Below are 16,241 nucleotides of genomic sequence, written 5' to 3'. Positions count from 1 at the left end.
ATCCAATTATTATTCCTGCACTTGATTTGATTGATGGTACTGTTGTGCGATTACATCAAGGTGATTATCAACAAAAACGTGATTATGGTAACGATCCGTTATTACGTCTACAAGATTATGAAAAACAAGGAGCCAAACTTTTGCATTTGGTCGATTTAACCGGTGCCAAAGATCCTTCAGCAAGACAAATTTCGTTAATAAAAAAACTGATAAACGGTGTTAACGTCCCTGTACAAATAGGCGGAGGTATTCGTAATGAAGCCGATGTTAACGCGTTACTTTCAGCGGGTGCTGCTCGCGTAGTGATTGGTTCAACAGCTATCAAACAACCGGAATTAGTTAAGCAATGGTTTACTAAATATGGTGCGGAGGTATTAGTATTAGCGCTTGATGTTCGCATTGATGCCAATGGAAATAAATATGTTGCGATTCATGGTTGGCAAGAAGATTCCAAACAAACACTTGAGCAAGTCATTGAGGATTATCTACCTTATGGCTTGAAACATGTACTTTGTACTGATATCTCTAAAGACGGCACGCTAAGTGGGTCAAATGTTAAACTCTATCAAGAAATAAGTCGAAAATATCCACAAATTGCGTTTCAAGCATCTGGAGGAATCGGACAATTAGATGATGTTAAAGTACTTGAAAAAAGTGGCGTTGCTGGTGTGATAGTCGGTAGAGCATTACTTGAAGGCAAATTTACGGTTCAGGAGGCGATCTCATGCTGGCAAAGAGGATAATCCCTTGTTTAGATGTCCGTAATGGGCAAGTAGTAAAAGGGGTACAATTTCGTAATCACGAAATCATTGGTGATATAGTCCCCTTAGCGAAAAGATACGCACAAGAAGGTGCTGATGAACTAGTATTTTACGATATTACTGCTTCATCGGATGGTCGTGTGGTTGATAAAAGTTGGGTAAGCAAAGTCGCAGAAGTGATCGATATCCCTTTTTGTGTTGCTGGTGGTATAAAAACAATTGAGGACGCTGGACAGATCCTATCATTTGGTGCAGATAAAATTTCTATTAATTCACCGGCTTTAGCAAATCCCGATTTAATCACTCAACTTGCTGATCGTTATGGGGTGCAATGTATTGTTGTTGGCATTGATACGTGGTATGACTGTGAGACAAACAGCTATCATGTTTACCAATTTACTGGTGATGAAAAACGCACCATTGCTACAAAATGGAATACACTTGATTGGGTACAAGAAGTCCAACAGCGTGGGGCTGGTGAAATTGTACTCAATATGATGAATCAAGACGGCGTGCGTAATGGCTATGATATAAACCAATTACAAGAAGTGCGTAACGTTTGTCAGGTTCCGCTCATTGCCTCTGGTGGAGCAGGACGTATGGAACATTTTTTAGCCGCATTTAACGAGGCTGAGGTTGACGGGGCATTAGCCGCTTCTGTCTTTCATAAACAGATAATCAATATTGGTGAACTTAAACAGTATTTAGCCAAAAATGGAGTAGAGATTCGATTATGTTAATTTCAAATTCAGATACCAAATTAAACCTACAACAACTTGATTGGCAAAAAGTCGATAATTTAATGCCGGTAATTATTCAACATTATGTTTCTGGTGATGTTTTAATGCTCGGTTATATGAATCAAGAAGCGCTTAACCAGACACTCGATAGTGGTAAAGTCACTTTCTATTCACGCACCAAACAACGTTTGTGGACTAAAGGTGAAACGTCGGGCAATTATTTAAATGTGAAAAATATTGCTGCTGATTGTGATAATGATACGTTACTGATTTTGGTCGATCCTATTGGCCCTACGTGCCATACCGGCTCAAACAGTTGTTTCACTTCGGCTAAAAGTGAGTGGGGATTTTTATTTGAATTAGAACAACTGCTAGCTTCACGCAAAAACGCTGATCCTAAATCTTCTTATACGGCAAAACTTTATCAAGATGGGACTAAACGCATCGCGCAAAAGGTAGGCGAAGAAGGTGTTGAAACAGCCTTAGCTGCAACTGTTCATGATCAAGAAGAACTTAAAAATGAGTCAGCAGATTTGATCTATCATTTGTTAGTACTTTTACAAGATCAGCATCTTTCACTGAAAGATGTCATTGGCATTTTAAAAGCCAGACATAAATAATCTAACAAAAATCAAAAGTGCGAAGTATTTCGCGCTTTTATTTAGCAAATAGGTAATTTTACCCCGTTAAACATGGCTTGTACTTCAATATTAGTTTCACATAACAATAGTTTATCGATAGTTTGTCGGTTTAAGTGAGGTGAAAACTGACGAATAAAATCATACATATAACGGCGTAAAAACAACGAACGCTTAAAAACAACATAAGTAGTACTATAAGGGAAGATGTGACCAGCATTGAGAACCGCAAAATCATCATTCGCATTGTCATTGACCGCCATTTTAGCCACAATACCCACACCTACTCCTAATTTTACATAAGTTTTGATCAGCTCAGCATCGGTAGTACTAAAGACAATGTTGGGCGATTGATTAGCTCTGTTAAAAGCTTGATTGAGATCTGAACCGTCATTAGAAAAATCGTAACTCACAAGAGGGTATTTTGCCAGTTGCTCTAGGGTAATTAAACTGCTTTGTGCCAAAGGATGATCTTTCATCACAATGATAGCTTGGTTCCAATGGTAACAAGGTAGTGCAATCATTTCATCACTTAACTGCGAAAGTTCGGTCACAATAGCAAAATCAGCTTGTCCAGACTGTGCTTGTATAATGCATTGGGATGAAGAGCCTTGTTCCATATGCAAGGTAATATTGGGATATTGCTGCATAAATTGTTGAATCACAACTGGTAATGCATAACGTGCTTGAGTATAAGTCGTGGTAATAGTTAATGAACCTTGATTAGGTTGACTAAACTCTTTGGCGATGATTTTAATATCTTGTGATTTATTGAGAATTTCTCTGGCTAATGCAACAATTTTCTGCCCTACCGGCGTTACTTCAGATAAATGTTTACCTGCACGAGTAAAGATCTGTACGCCTAACTCATCTTCCAGTAATTTGATTTGTTTACTAATACCGGGTTGAGATGTATAAAGTTTCTCGGACGCTAACGAGACATTGAGATCGTTATTGACGACTTCAACAATATAGCGTAACTGTTGCAATTTCATGACAAAGACCTCTTCAATCCTATACTGTCCTTCCTTTAAGTCTGCATTTAAAAGGAAGCTATCATAAAATCATTCCTTTTAGACGTTAACACAAATAAGGATAATCTGTCTTTATACTAAAACGTAGGCTTAACCTGAAACATCTTGCCAAATGTTTCAGGTTTTTTTATTACCTATTTTTTACCATTAATCCATTTTCCGTCCACATACTGCATCACCCAACCTGTCGATTTTCCATTGACTTCGGATGTAACATATTGTTGTTTACTTTTACGACTAAAACGCACTATGGCCTGATTACCTTCAGGATCTTTACTTGGCGCTTGAGTTAAATATAAGAACTTTTCTGGCAAGCGATCTTTAAAACGTTGTAATTCTTCAATCAATGGCGCTCTGGTTTCCCGTGATTTTGGGAAATTATGAGCCGCTAAAAAGATGCCTGAAGCACCGTCACGTAATACGAAATGCGCATCTGATTTGGTGCATTTAAGTTCTGGCAAATCAACTGGATCCTCTTTTGGAGGTGCGACATCTCCATTTTTCAAGATTTTGCGAGTATTTTTACAATCGGGATTTGTACAGCCCATATATAAACCAAAACGTCCTGATTTTAAATGCATCTCTGATCCACATTTTTCGCACTCAATAACTGGACCTTCATAGCTTTTTACTTTGAAGTTACCTTTTTCAACAATAAAACCATCGCAAATTGGATTATTACCACAAATATGCAATTTACGCTCATTATCAAGTAAGTAACTATCCATTGCTGTATGGCATTTTGGACAACGTTTGCGCGCTCGCAATGCATCGGTTTCGGCCGTATCTGCTTCTTCTAAAATATTTAAAGTCTCATGCTCAGGAATTAAGTTTATTGTCTGTTTACAACGCTGTTTGGGTGGCAGTGAATAACCAGAACAAGCAAGAAAAACCCCTGTTCCAGCGGTTTTAATTCCCATTTCACGTCCACAATTTGGACATTTAATTTCTGGCGTTAAGACTAATGGATTCAGCTGCATTCCACCTTTATCCGGATCTTGTTCGGCAATATCAAGGTGTTCACTAAAATCACTAAAGAATTGGTCTAATACTTCACGCCATTCCTGTTTTTTATTGGCTATTTCATCAAGCGCTTGTTCCATACGAGCAGTAAAATCATAACTCATAAGATCATTAAAGTTTTCACTTAGTCTGTCTGTTACAATCTCCCCGATTTTTTCTGCATAAAAGCGACGATTATCCAAACGAACATAACCACGATCTTGGATAGTGGAGATAATTGTTGCATAAGTTGAAGGACGTCCAATTTCGCGTTTTTCAAGTTCTTTAACTAACGATGCTTCATTATAACGAGCAGGTGGTTTAGTAAAGTGCTGATTTGGATTTAAACTTTGTAATGCTAATTTATCGTTAACCGCTACCTCTGGTAACATTTTATCTTCACTATTTTTGCTAAGTTGTGGTTGAACTTTTGTCCAACCATCAAAGCGTAAGGTACGACCTTTAGCCTTTAAGATAAAATCACCCGCTTTAACAGTTATCGTGGTTGAGTTATATTCGGCACTGGTCATTTGACAAGCCACAAATTGTCGCCAAATTAACTGATATAATTTCCCTGCATCAGCTTCAACATCACTGAGATTTTCAGCAAGGATCATTACATCTGAAGGACGAATGGCTTCATGCGCTTCTTGAGAATTTTTCTTACTGGTATAGACATTTGCTGAACTTGGTAGATATTTATCACCAAAATTTTTACCAATATAGTTGCGAACCATGGTCAGCGCATCTTGACTTAAATTAGTCGAGTCGGTACGCATATAGGTAATGTAACCTGCTTCATAGAGCCGTTGTGCTAACATCATCGTCTTTTTGACACCAAAACCTAAACGGGTACTTGCTGCTTGTTGCAATGTAGAAGTAATAAATGGTGCGGTTGGATTACTTTTAGTCGGTTTTTGTTCTATATTTGTAACCTGATATTGGCTATTATTTAATTCAGTTAAAGCAATATCAATAGCAAGTTTATCTTTTGGTTCAAAGGCTTCGTCTTTATAGTGAGTAACTTGTAGCGTTAATAACTCTTTGTTAGAAGTAGTCAAATCCGCATAAAGATCCCAATACTCTTGCGGAATAAATGCATGAATTTCGCGTTCACGTTCAACAACTAAGCGCACGGCAACGGATTGAACTCGGCCAGCAGATAGCCCTCGAGCAACTTTTTTCCATAATAAAGGCGATAACATAAAGCCGACAACCCGATCCATAAATCGTCGCGCTTGCTGAGCATTAACGCGATCCATATCTAACATTGAAGGTTTATTAAACGCATTTTTAATAGCGGTTTTAGTAATTTCATTAAAAACCACGCGACGATATTTACTATCCTCTCCACCAATCACATCTTTAAGATGCCAAGCAATGGCCTCTCCTTCTCTATCCAAGTCGGTTGCGAGGTAGATCATATCAGCATCTTTCGCCAGTTTTTTTAACTCAGACACCACACGCTCTTTGCCGGGTAAAATCTGATAATGAGCTTGCCAACCGTTGTAAGGATCGACACTCATTCTGTCAACTAAGATCTGTTTTTCGGAACGTTTTACTTTCTTTTCTGTTTTATCTTTGCTGGTTTTCTCAGCGCGCTGGCTACTTCCACTCACCGGAAGATCACGAATATGACCAACACTTGATTTAACCACGAAATCTTTGCCAAGATATTTATTAATTGTTTTTGCTTTGGCTGGTGATTCTACAATAACAAGGGATTTTCCCATAATTAAACCTATTTATTCTGTTGTTTGTATTATTTACTATCTTGTTTTACATCAAGTAGTGATAGTAAATCATCTTTAATTGTCGATACTTTGGTTGCATATTGCTCTTTCTGCTCAGCATCTTCAATTAGTTGCGTAATCGTTTCTGACAACGTAGAACGCCTTCTTTTGGCTAGATTCGCTAATCGTTGCCAAACTAGAAATTCCAAATCAATCGATTTTTTTCTGGTATGCTGTTGCTCTGCATTAAAATGTCGTTTTCGTTTTGCCCGAATTGTTTGCTTCATGCGATTATCTAAATCGGGGTTTAAATGCTGTTTAATCCAGTCAACCACACCGGTTGGATTACGTTCTAGTAGCAATAATTCATTAACGGCATGTTGAGCTGCGCTTTTTTCTATATAGCGAGTAATCGGCTCACCTTCTGAATGCCTTTTTACTAGATAGTGCCACTTCCAACCACATTCAAGGTTTTCTAGTTGTTGATATTTCATCTGTTTACCATGTGACGCTGTAACTAAGATAGATTATTTGTAGCATAATCCCCTCACACAATAAAGAAAATTATTGCATTTGACAAATTTTTTATAAATCTGCTATCGTTTCATCTTTGATTTTGATCTCTATTTAAAGGAATCACCAATAATGGCTAAAGCTGATGTTATTTATATAAACGGCTATATTTATACCGCTGATCAACATGATAGTGTGTGTGAAGCAGTCGCGATTGAAAATGGGTATATTACTGCAATAGGTAGTACCAAAGAAATAAATAACAGTAATTTCGTTGATCATCATACGACCATTTATGACCTACAGGGTAAAACCATGATGCCTGGGATCATTGATACTCATCTTCATACTTTTTGGGGTGGAACGCAATTATCCTCTTGTAATTTAAATTATCAGAGTTTAACCGTAGATGCTACTTTAGCAATTATTCAAAAATATTTAGACGAAGATATTACAAAAAATAGTGACAGTTGGTTGCAAGTTCGCGGTTGGTTGAGGCAAGAAGTTTTGCCCATTGGCACAGATATTACTCGTTTTGATCTTGATAAACTTAACACTAAACGCCCTGTTATTCTCTTTTCCAACGATTGTCACACACTCGTTGCAAATAGTATCGCATTAGAAAAATTTGGATTTGACAGAAATACACCAGAGCCATCAGATGGAAAAATAGGTCGCACTCACGACGGAGAATTAAATGGTATTTTAGAAGATGCACCAGCAATGCGTGCATTTGATAGTATTTCTAAAATAACTGCTGAACAAGCGGTTAATATTGCCAAATTGTCGCAAACAGAACTAAATAAACAAGGCGTCACGGCAGTAATGGATGCACGAATTACCGAGTTACAAGCTGATGCATATTTAAATCTTCAACAACATGACCAATTATCCATTCGGTTATTTGGCGCACGTGAATTACCGCCGGGTGATATTTCTACCATTGAGGATATTCCTAATGTAGTGAATAAAGTTAAACAGTTTGCCAAACGTTATGATGATAAAAACTGGCAACCGAAACCCGGAATCAAAATTTCCCATACTAAACTGTTTGTTGACGGTGTTATGCAAGCACCACTAATGACCGCTCGTCTACTTAAGCCCTATCATTTAGCGACTGAAAAAGATCGCTATGGTGATCTTTACTATTCAACTGAAATGTTAGATGCATTAATTCTCGAATCAGCAAAAGCAGGCTTTCATCCACATATGCATACGGTAGGTGAAGGAGCGATTGAAGTTGTGCTTAATGCCATTGAAAAAATGCGTCAAGTATTACCTGATGCCGATATTCGCCCTAGTACTGCCCACAATGAATTAAGTGCTATGCATCAGTTTGCCAGATATAAACAATTAAATACTTCGGTAGTATTTTCATTTCAATGGGCAGGATGCAGTTCAGCAATGATTGAGCAGTATCAAACACTGTTTGGTTCAGAACGTTACAATGGTTTAGAGGCACACGGTCAATATATCGATGCCGGAGTTAAATGTGCATTCGGTAGTGATTGGCCAATTGATCCTTTAAATGAGTGGTATGATTTTCAAATTGCCATGACAAGGCAAATTAGTCCCGATTATCCTCGTTTAAATAGCGATCGCAATTTAACGGTTAACGAAGTGTTACGTTGTGCAACAATTAATGCCGCATATGTGTTAAAACAAGATAAGTATATCGGCTCGATTGAAAAAGGTAAATTTGCCGATCTAATTATTTTAGATCGTAATCCGTTTACTATTCCTGCAACTGAAATAAGTAAAGTAAAAGTCTTAACGACTATTGTTGGCGGTAAAACAGTTTATAACCAACAATAATACAGACTCGTTAACGTCTATCATTTTTACAGTACATAATCAACACCGATAAAATATCGGTGTTGATTATAATATCGAACGTTATTCCACTTCATTGGCATCATAGTGGTCAACTACATTCTTTTTGCTAAAATATAAAATAGCCACAATCTCTTTATTATTCCTACAAACCTCGAATTTTATCAACAATAGTATTTGTCACTGTTAAGTAAATTGTCGACAAAATCATCCATAACTAAATTAGAAGCTAAATTAGCAATTATGATTAAATGGTCTTGGTTAGCTGTTCAGAAGAATTAATTTAAACACTTAATTTCACTTTATTATTGTTCCAAACGACACCTGTACTATTTTTAGGTATTGCAATGAAAAGCGTTTTAACCACACTGCTTTTAGCATGAAACAATACAATATTATTAGGTAGAACTTTCATCTCTATCTCTTGCTCATGAGCCATCACATCTGCAACAAACATTGTTACACCAGTTAAATAAATTTCACTTTTGCTATCATAAAATCAATGATAAAAGATTTTGATTAATGACATTGTTTGTTAATTTAATAGATATAACAGGGATTGATGCGATAAATATATTCTTCTAATTGATAAAAACTAGCTAACTAACACGCTATTTCGACACAGATAAATACGAATAAACATACAGTCATTTATTTCCCGAGACCCTTTTTTTATTTTGACATGCCTAAATTTAGTTCATACATAATCCCAAATTTAGCAAATTGTTCACTTTTCCATTAATTAACAAAAAATTGGCTTGCATATTTACAATAATGTGGGAAAATTCCCTGCCGCTTTTAGCGGGTAAAAAGGCAAAACTATACTTAGTAGTTTTTTATTGTTTTTTTGGACAGAGGAGCAAAGTCATGTCCACAATAAAAATGAAACGAGTTTTAACCACACCTGCATTGATTGCATTTGGTTTAGCTTACATGGTTCCTTTAGGGATCTTTACCACTTATGGGCAAGTTACAGTTTTAAGCAATGGACACTTACCTATAGCCTATATTATCACCCTTGCAATGATCTTTTTCACAGCATTGAGTTATTGCCGTATGGCAAATAAATTACCTATTGCTGGCTCTGCCTATTCATACGTGCAATATACGTTTGGCGGGAAAATTGGTTTTTTAGTGGGTTGGGCGCAAATTCTTGATTACCTATTTTTACCAATATTAAATTATTTGGTTTTAGGCATTTACCTGCATGATACATTTCCTTTTATACCAGCTTATGTTTTTGTATTAGGAGCGTTAATCAGTGTAAGTCTTTTAAACTTTATAGGTATCAAATTAATTAACTCTGTCAATTTTACATTAATCATTGTTCAATTAATTTTTATTGTATTATTTGTTTTTTTAGCTTTCACCAATGTCGATCATTCGCCAGAAACAATGCTAAAACCACTTCAAATCAGTCCACATGATTTTAGTGGTTTACTTTCGGGCGCTGCGGTGCTTTGCCTTGCTTTTCTAGGCTTTGATGCCATAGCTACGTTAGCTGAAGAATCAAATGATGCACAAAAATCATTACCTAGAGCAATACTGTGGACGGTAGCCATAGCTGGCGGTATCTTTTTAATTGTCTCTTATAGTGCGCACTTAGCTTACCCGATTTGGAGTGACCTGATTGGTAAAGAAGACATTGCAAGTTTATATGTTGTTCGCCGTGTTGGCGAAATCAGTCACCTAAGTGGCAACTTTATGTATAACTTCTTTCAAGCAGCCTATTTAACTGGTGTATTTGCTTCAGCGATGACGGCTCAAACTAGTGTATCAAGAATATTTTATGCAATGGGACGAGAGGGAGTGTTACCTAAACAAATTTTTTATAAAATTCATCATCGTTTTAGAACACCTTACCTATCTATTATTTTTGTTGCATGTTTTTCATTGTTATCATTAGTATTAGAACTTAGTCTTGTTGTCTCAATGATTAGTTTTGGTGCATTAGTTGCTTTCACTTTTGTTAACTTATGTGTCATTAAGAGTTATCTAGGTAAAGTCAAAGGTAGCACAGGCACTGCCATTTTTAAATATGGGTTATTACCTTTAATCGGTGTACTACTTTCATTATGGTTATGGACGAGTCTTGATGCTACGGCGATGATTGTCGGTTTAATTTGGTTGGCAATTGGTTTTATTTATTTAGTCTATCTGACTAAAGGTTTCAAATGTATGTTACCTTCAATTGGTCATAATGAACTAAATTCTATTATCAAAGATTGAATTAATCAGATCATTATCTCTATTTTATACTACTTAGTACTGTCTTTTTTAATATTCCGTCGATCAATATCGACGGAATAAATATCTTACAAAACTTACGGTTTACTTTTTCAGCTATTATTCGCCAAAGCCAGAAGCAAAAAGTTCACGAATTTCATCCATAGCGGCTTGTTCGTCTTCACCATCACAAATAATTTCAACAGTTGAGCCACCTTTGACGCCAGCACCTAATAGACCCATCATACTTTTTAATTTAATGGTTTTTTCATTATAAACAAGTTCAATTGTTGATTTGTAGCGACCGGCCAATTTAACAAGCGTTGTTACAGGGCGTGCGTGAAGTCCAGTTGAATTTTTAACTACCATTTGCTCTTTTAACATAATAAGGTCCTTATTTATATTGTTAAGTTAATTAAATTTGTGTATTTATATCATAAATTTAATCATTTTGCTCTTTTTTACATGCAATTTTTTATACTAACAACAGCACTGGTCTATTTTATCTATAATTATTTGAATATTCGATAATCGTTACACCCAAAAATAGCGTACAACGTGGAAAAAAATTGGCGCAGCAAAGCAGACGGAATCTAGACGATCTAAGATACCACCATGACCACCTATTAAATTACCCCAATCTTTTACTCCTCGATCTCGCTTTATAGCTGACATTACTAATCCTCCCATAAAACCAAATAAGGTGATGAGCAAAGAGATTAAGCCAGCTTGAATAAAGCCAAATGGCGTTATCCAGAAAAGACAGGCGCCGATAAAACTTGCTGATAAAACACCTCCGAAAAAACCTTCAATCGTTTTTGAAGGTGATAAATTGGGGGCAATTTTATGTTTACCAAATAACTTACCAAATACATATTGTAATACATCAGAAAGTTGTACCACCAAAATTAAAAAAGCGATAAGTAATAAATTCCGATCTTGATAATTGTTGATTTCTAATGCCAACAATGCCGGTACGCAAGAAATACTATATACGGTGATCATCAATCCCCATTGAACCTCTGCGGTTCGCTCTAAAAAGTTATTGGTTGATCCGGTAATTGAAGCCAATATAGCGAGTAACAAAAAAACGTAAACAGGAATAAAAATGCTGAATAGACCATACCATGATACAGCCACTAAGATGTATTGCACCGGAAGTGCCACATAAAAAGCAAATAACAGTGCATAGTAATCATAACGTGTAATTGGAGTTAAAATAAGAAATTCGCGTAAAGCCAGACCTGAAGCGACAAAAAATAGGAAAATCACCGCCAATTTACCAAGTAAAAAAGCAACACCTATAATCACCACCATCACCCACCATGCATTAATACGAGTGTTTAAATTATCAATTACGCTATTAGGCGCTTTAACACGACTTTTCAATATCCAACCAATAATTGAAGCGACAACAAGAAAAAGCCCGATGCCCATAAAAAGCCATAATGTATCATGTTGGTAACTAGACATCTTTTTCCCCTTATCGCTAATTCAATTTAAAATTTGCTATAAATACGCAACTAGCAGTTTATTTACTGCAAAAAAATGCCAGTCAAAAGCGTAACGATTAATAACAATAGCTGAATAATTAGCATTATTAACTGTTTTTTTAATAATTGTATTGTGCCATGCTGACGATCGACAAATGTTCGAGGCGATTGCGAATTTGGTTTGATTAAATTAAATGACACTAATGCCTCATCCAATTCGAGTAGTATTTCAGACAATTGCTCTGGATTTTGAGACAAGTAATCAAATAGTGTTTTATCAAGAGAAAGTCGTAAGGCATAATATTTAGCAATTACACCAATTATAAATATAACTGCACAAAAAATAGATAATAGAACTGCATGAAACCACCAACTTGCAATCATACCAATACCTATAACTAAAATGGTTAATAACTGCGAAAAATTATCCAATTTTTTACTCAAACCAAGTAGACTACAAAAAGTGACTAATGCGGTTTTATTTATATGATCTGTTGTTTGGACAGAATAACTCTTTAACATCATTGTTCCCTATTATTAAGCTGAGCAATCCAATCTTCCAAAATTTGTCGTTGTTGTGTTGAAATGACAATACTAGGACGACCAGCCTTTATTATATTAATAGCATCAACAATATTGGATGCCCTTTTCGTCATTAATAACCAGGCAATGATAGCAGTTGCACTTCGAGAATAACCTAAGGCACAATCAACTAATAATTTTCCTTGTGAATAATATTGTTCAATAAGAGTTGCGGCTTTCCAACAATCTTGTGCCGTTAACGGCGTCATATCAAGGACAGCTATCAACGAATAATGACCATTAAACCTACCAATAGGTAACTCTGCACAAAGATCCACAACTGAAATAAATTGATTTTTAATCAATATGCTAGTTGAGGGGATACGTCCTAAATAAATCGTTTCGTGAATATGATCTATCTCATGATTGTTATAAGTCCATAAACGTGAATTTATCCACATAATGATAAAATATGGCAAATATAGAAGTGTTACAGCTAAATTAAAATGTCCGTTAGTCTGTTTTTGAAATCCTTTTGCACCTAACAGCAGATAATTCGCTGACACAAGCAGAAACGCCGCTGACAACCATAGTAACCACAGTCCCCATGATTGTAAGTAAATGGCGATGCCAAAAGAGAGTAAACAACAGGTAAAATAGAACGTAGACCACAAATATTGCTTAGGTGGTTGGACCCTTTTTAAAGGGGATAATCCATTAGCAGGCCATAACCATATACAAAAACATCCAACCCAGATCCCAGTCGGAATATCGAAAAAGTGGTGTTGCCAAGTAGTTAATACCGATATACCAATTAATAAACACCAAAAATGTAACAAGTAACGCCAAAAAGATCGAAGATAGCTATTATAAAATGCCCATAAGATGACCAGTAAAGTAATATGCAACGAAGGAGCTTGATTAAAAGGTTTATCAAAACCCATTAGAATATCAAATAACCAGCCAGATAATCCGTCTAAAGCTGGCCGTTCAAAACTGAATTTAAGTGGGAATAACAAAAAACAGATAATACAAATAATTTGTGCAGACAAAAGACGTAAACAGAGAGTTTTAAGTGATTGTCTTGAGCGGGTCAATAAAATTGCCAGACCATACATAACATCTATCGACCAATAAGGTACAATAGACCAAGGTAAAAGCGGAATTGACACTTCCCAATCAAAAACTAAACTGCCTACATTATTTCGGGTTGAAGCAAACCAATTGGCAAAATTGTAACTGGCAAAGAAAAAGATCGACAAACCAACTAACCAAATAAATTTATATAAGGTTAGTTGGTTCAATCTAAATTTTAACATTTTAGTCACTAATTATTTAATGCGTTGAGCCAGTGATACCGTAAATATTCCCCACTGATCAATACGCATGGTGATCTTCTTAAACCCAGCATGAGCAACTAATTGATCCATTTCAAGCTGAGTTCGTCGTCGCATAATCCAAGGCTGACCGTCACGATGAGAAGTTAACGCTCTTGCAATAAATTCCAATTGAGGGTGCCAAGGTTGATTGGTATATATCAGATATCCGCCTTCCGGCATCGAATCTGCTAAACCAGACAAAGAGTCGCAAAGCAGTTGATTGTCACCAAAAAGCTCATATAAGCCGGAAACCACCGCTAATGTTGGTTTAGGCGATAATTGAGCAAGTTGTTGTCGGCTAAATGCATCCCCTTTTTCAAAACGCACCAAACTCGTTAAGCCTTTTTCCGCAATTAATGCTTGACCGTCACGGATGTTAATATCACTATAATCTCTGAGTAATACTGAATCAGGTTTATCAGCTATTTGAGTAATGGTTTCTAAAATATAGCGACCGTGTCCGGCTGCGATATCGACGATATCAACGGATTGATTGTGTCGATGCAATAGATCGATAGCAAGTTTCAATAACTCTTCTAAGTGGACTTTGCGCTGACGAATACCTCGCCAACCGATAGATTGCAGGTAAGTATAATCGAAAAATTGTCCAAGTTTAGATGAACCGGTTGGTTGATTACGATAAACATAATCAAGTGTACTTCCCGAATCAAAACCTGTCTCAAATCCAAGTTTTATCCCTTCAGAAAGTTTGCTAGCATATTTCAAATTAGCTTTAATAAATTTCCAGTACCAGGGTTTGATCCAACCGGTTACTGGCAAGGCTAAATTATCAGCTTCCAGTCGTGTATACCCTACTCGATCGGCATTTAATAAGCATGGAGACTGAGGTTCATTGGCAAAACAACCCAAAATGAAACGTTTGGCGCGATCGATAGCGATCTGACGATCTTTCTCCCCGAAGGTATCATGATAAAATCCAGGCAAAATATGAAACTCTTTTTGTTCTGTACCTAAATTTTGATAGAACAGTTTTTGAGGTTTACGTCTTACCACATAATCTGAACCTGAAACCAATAACTGAGTTGGTACAGTAATAGCATTGGCATCTTCCACGATGCGATCTGATACCGTATATAAATCAAGTAGCAGACGTACAGAAATTCGTCTGGTAATTAAAGGATCTTGTGCAAATGACTCTGCTCGCTGCGTATCATGAGTTAATAATTTAGGTTTAACATAACTATTAACAAAAAAATTACCTTTAAAATTATAAAGGAGCTTTAATCCGGGTACAGCTAAAGGAATATAAAGCTTAACACTGAAGGCTGGCGAACCTAATACTAAAGCTCGAATGTTCGGCACATAGTCATGCACCCAAGTTGCTGCAATAACTGCCCCCACACTTTGGGCAATAACGGCTAAATCTTTTTGAGCAATAGCATATTGGTGAGTAATATGGTCAATAAAACAATTAGCATCTTTTACCAGAGAAGCAATATTTTCAGCATCACCTCGTTCACCTTCCGATTGTCCGTTACCTCTGGCATCCCAAGCGAAAATTTGGTAATTAGGGAGATCAATTTCATCCGCTAAATGGGCTACACGTCCGGAATGTTCATGTCCTCGATGAAAAAGGACTATTGCTTGAGTACTATTTGTTTCACTATCTTGTGCTGGCCAATAGCGATAAAATAACTTACAACCATCATGGCTAATAAATGTTTTTTCTTGCTGTTGACGCATATTTTTCTCCTAGCTATTTAGCAACTTCCTGTAGACCTTTTTTAATGCGGTTAACTATCGTGTAAATCAATAACAGACTGATAATCCACAATAAAACATTAATCCAGTACAAAGGTAATAAATGAGTCGCTATACCAAAACTTATCACACCAAAAATAAAAGCACGATCACTTTTACCCATTGGTCCATCGTAGCGTCTCGACCCGCCGATCATGACGGTTAACACGCCTACAAACTCCGTTAAAAATGAAAGAATAACTACCAATATGACTAAACTACTACTCACTGCATCTATTTGAGTAAAAATTAATAATAAAACGCTATCAGAGATCACATCACAGATCTCATTTAGATAAGCACCTAAATTAGATTTTTGATTAAATTCTCGTGCTAACATACCGTCTATCGCATTAAGCGCCATGCGGATAAACATCCATAATGGTATCAATATAAATATCATTTGATACTGCGCTAAATAACCAACAAGCAAGGCGATCAAAATGGAACCAATACAGGCAGCAAGGGTTACTTGATTGGCGGTGATATTGGCATCAAAAAGAGATTTCGCATAAGGGCGGAGTAGTGATTGAAACTTTGGTTTTAATTGATAAATTGATAACACAAGCAATCCTAATTATTCAATACCGCTTATCTATTTTCTTA

At 36.3% G+C, this 16,241-nt stretch carries 15 protein-coding genes; 5 read left to right on the top strand and 10 right to left on the bottom strand.

The annotated features are described in order from the left end of the window. Positions 1-5: 5 nt before the first annotated feature. From hisA to hisIE, 3 genes are read left to right on the top strand one after another with little or no spacing between them, the layout of a single operon-like run. Positions 6-743 (top strand): 1-(5-phosphoribosyl)-5-[(5-phosphoribosylamino)methylideneamino]imidazole-4-carboxamide isomerase, encoded by a 738-nt coding sequence (gene hisA / locus A9G11_RS10570; protein WP_065619598.1) that lies wholly within the window; start codon positions 6-8, stop codon positions 741-743. Continuing rightward, a complete protein-coding gene (gene hisF / locus A9G11_RS10565) occupies positions 725-1,501 on the top strand; it encodes an imidazole glycerol phosphate synthase subunit HisF (protein WP_065619575.1) in 777 nt (258 codons plus the stop codon). Before hisA ends, hisF begins: the two co-directional genes overlap by 19 nt. Continuing rightward, the gene (hisIE, locus tag A9G11_RS10560) at positions 1,495-2,121 is read left to right on the top strand and encodes a bifunctional phosphoribosyl-AMP cyclohydrolase/phosphoribosyl-ATP diphosphatase HisIE (RefSeq protein ID WP_065619574.1); all 627 of its coding nucleotides are present in this window, start codon (positions 1,495-1,497) and stop codon (positions 2,119-2,121) included. Before hisF ends, hisIE begins: the two co-directional genes overlap by 7 nt. Positions 2,122-2,162: 41 nt before the next feature. Here the strand turns inward: hisIE and cysB are convergent, their stop codons facing one another. The 3 genes from cysB to matP form a co-directional block, all read right to left on the bottom strand. After that, a complete protein-coding gene (gene cysB, locus A9G11_RS10555; RefSeq protein ID WP_065619573.1) occupies positions 2,163-3,134 on the bottom strand; it encodes an HTH-type transcriptional regulator CysB in 972 nt (323 codons plus the stop codon). 173 nt (positions 3,135-3,307) lie between these two features. Next, positions 3,308-5,908: a type I DNA topoisomerase gene (gene topA / locus A9G11_RS10550; protein WP_065619572.1), complete on the bottom strand. Its 2,601-nt coding sequence runs from the start codon at positions 5,906-5,908 to the stop codon at positions 3,308-3,310. A gap of 29 nt (positions 5,909-5,937) precedes the next feature. Then, entirely contained in the window at positions 5,938-6,402 is a 465-nt protein-coding gene (gene matP / locus A9G11_RS10545) for a macrodomain Ter protein MatP (protein ID WP_065619571.1), read from the bottom strand. A gap of 151 nt (positions 6,403-6,553) precedes the next feature. On the opposite strand from matP, the gene A9G11_RS10540 reads away from it, so the two are divergent. Beyond that, positions 6,554-8,236 (top strand): amidohydrolase, encoded by a 1,683-nt coding sequence (locus tag A9G11_RS10540; RefSeq protein WP_065619570.1) that lies wholly within the window; start codon positions 6,554-6,556, stop codon positions 8,234-8,236. Between the two features lie 301 nt (positions 8,237-8,537). Here the strand turns inward: A9G11_RS10540 and A9G11_RS14080 are convergent, their stop codons facing one another. Next, complete coding sequence (locus A9G11_RS14080; RefSeq protein ID WP_081298535.1) at positions 8,538-8,711, bottom strand: PTS sugar transporter subunit IIA; 174 nt, start codon at positions 8,709-8,711, stop codon at positions 8,538-8,540. Between the two features lie 410 nt (positions 8,712-9,121). Between A9G11_RS14080 and A9G11_RS10535 the strand changes: the two genes are divergently transcribed. Then, positions 9,122-10,483: an APC family permease gene (locus A9G11_RS10535; protein WP_065619569.1), complete on the top strand. Its 1,362-nt coding sequence runs from the start codon at positions 9,122-9,124 to the stop codon at positions 10,481-10,483. Between the two features lie 117 nt (positions 10,484-10,600). Here the strand turns inward: A9G11_RS10535 and A9G11_RS10530 are convergent, their stop codons facing one another. From A9G11_RS10530 to A9G11_RS10505, 6 genes are all read right to left on the bottom strand, one after another. Next, a complete protein-coding gene (locus A9G11_RS10530; protein ID WP_065619568.1) occupies positions 10,601-10,864 on the bottom strand; it encodes an HPr family phosphocarrier protein in 264 nt (87 codons plus the stop codon). A 150-nt stretch (positions 10,865-11,014) separates the two neighbouring features. Beyond that, a complete protein-coding gene (locus A9G11_RS10525) occupies positions 11,015-11,953 on the bottom strand; it encodes a phosphatidate cytidylyltransferase (RefSeq protein ID WP_065619567.1) in 939 nt (312 codons plus the stop codon). Positions 11,954-12,015: 62 nt separating this feature from the next. Then, the gene (locus A9G11_RS10520; RefSeq protein WP_065619566.1) at positions 12,016-12,495 is read right to left on the bottom strand and encodes a hypothetical protein; all 480 of its coding nucleotides are present in this window, start codon (positions 12,493-12,495) and stop codon (positions 12,016-12,018) included. Then, positions 12,495-13,814 (bottom strand): phosphatase PAP2/dual specificity phosphatase family protein, encoded by a 1,320-nt coding sequence (locus A9G11_RS10515; protein ID WP_065619565.1) that lies wholly within the window; start codon positions 13,812-13,814, stop codon positions 12,495-12,497. The genes A9G11_RS10520 and A9G11_RS10515 overlap by 1 nt, the downstream gene beginning before the upstream one ends. 12 nt (positions 13,815-13,826) lie before the next feature. Further along, a complete protein-coding gene (locus A9G11_RS10510; protein ID WP_065619564.1) occupies positions 13,827-15,578 on the bottom strand; it encodes a bifunctional alpha/beta hydrolase/class I SAM-dependent methyltransferase in 1,752 nt (583 codons plus the stop codon). Between the two features lie 13 nt (positions 15,579-15,591). Further along, a complete protein-coding gene (locus A9G11_RS10505) occupies positions 15,592-16,200 on the bottom strand; it encodes a CDP-alcohol phosphatidyltransferase family protein (protein WP_065619563.1) in 609 nt (202 codons plus the stop codon). Between the last annotated feature and the right edge of the window lie 41 nt (positions 16,201-16,241).

The sequence above is a fragment of the Gilliamella sp. wkB108 genome, from assembly GCF_001690195.1.
GTDB lineage: Bacteria > Pseudomonadota > Gammaproteobacteria > Enterobacterales > Orbaceae > Gilliamella > Gilliamella apicola_L.
Note: the sequence above shows the minus strand (reverse complement) of the source record. Positions and strands in the feature narration are given on the sequence as shown.

Coding starts and splice junctions, on each gene's coding strand:
- hisF (WP_065619575.1), top strand. CDS start 725: ATGCTGGCAAAGAGGATAATCCCTTGTTTAGATGTCCGTAATGGGCAA.
- hisIE (WP_065619574.1), top strand. CDS start 1,495: ATGTTAATTTCAAATTCAGATACCAAATTAAACCTACAACAACTTGAT.
- cysB (WP_065619573.1), bottom strand. CDS start 3,134: ATGAAATTGCAACAGTTACGCTATATTGTTGAAGTCGTCAATAACGAT.
- topA (WP_065619572.1), bottom strand. CDS start 5,908: ATGGGAAAATCCCTTGTTATTGTAGAATCACCAGCCAAAGCAAAAACA.
- matP (WP_065619571.1), bottom strand. CDS start 6,402: ATGAAATATCAACAACTAGAAAACCTTGAATGTGGTTGGAAGTGGCAC.
- A9G11_RS10540 (WP_065619570.1), top strand. CDS start 6,554: ATGGCTAAAGCTGATGTTATTTATATAAACGGCTATATTTATACCGCT.
- A9G11_RS14080 (WP_081298535.1), bottom strand. CDS start 8,711: ATGTTTGTTGCAGATGTGATGGCTCATGAGCAAGAGATAGAGATGAAA.
- A9G11_RS10535 (WP_065619569.1), top strand. CDS start 9,122: ATGTCCACAATAAAAATGAAACGAGTTTTAACCACACCTGCATTGATT.
- A9G11_RS10530 (WP_065619568.1), bottom strand. CDS start 10,864: ATGTTAAAAGAGCAAATGGTAGTTAAAAATTCAACTGGACTTCACGCA.
- A9G11_RS10525 (WP_065619567.1), bottom strand. CDS start 11,953: ATGTCTAGTTACCAACATGATACATTATGGCTTTTTATGGGCATCGGG.
- A9G11_RS10520 (WP_065619566.1), bottom strand. CDS start 12,495: ATGTTAAAGAGTTATTCTGTCCAAACAACAGATCATATAAATAAAACC.
- A9G11_RS10515 (WP_065619565.1), bottom strand. CDS start 13,814: ATGTTAAAATTTAGATTGAACCAACTAACCTTATATAAATTTATTTGG.
- A9G11_RS10510 (WP_065619564.1), bottom strand. CDS start 15,578: ATGCGTCAACAGCAAGAAAAAACATTTATTAGCCATGATGGTTGTAAG.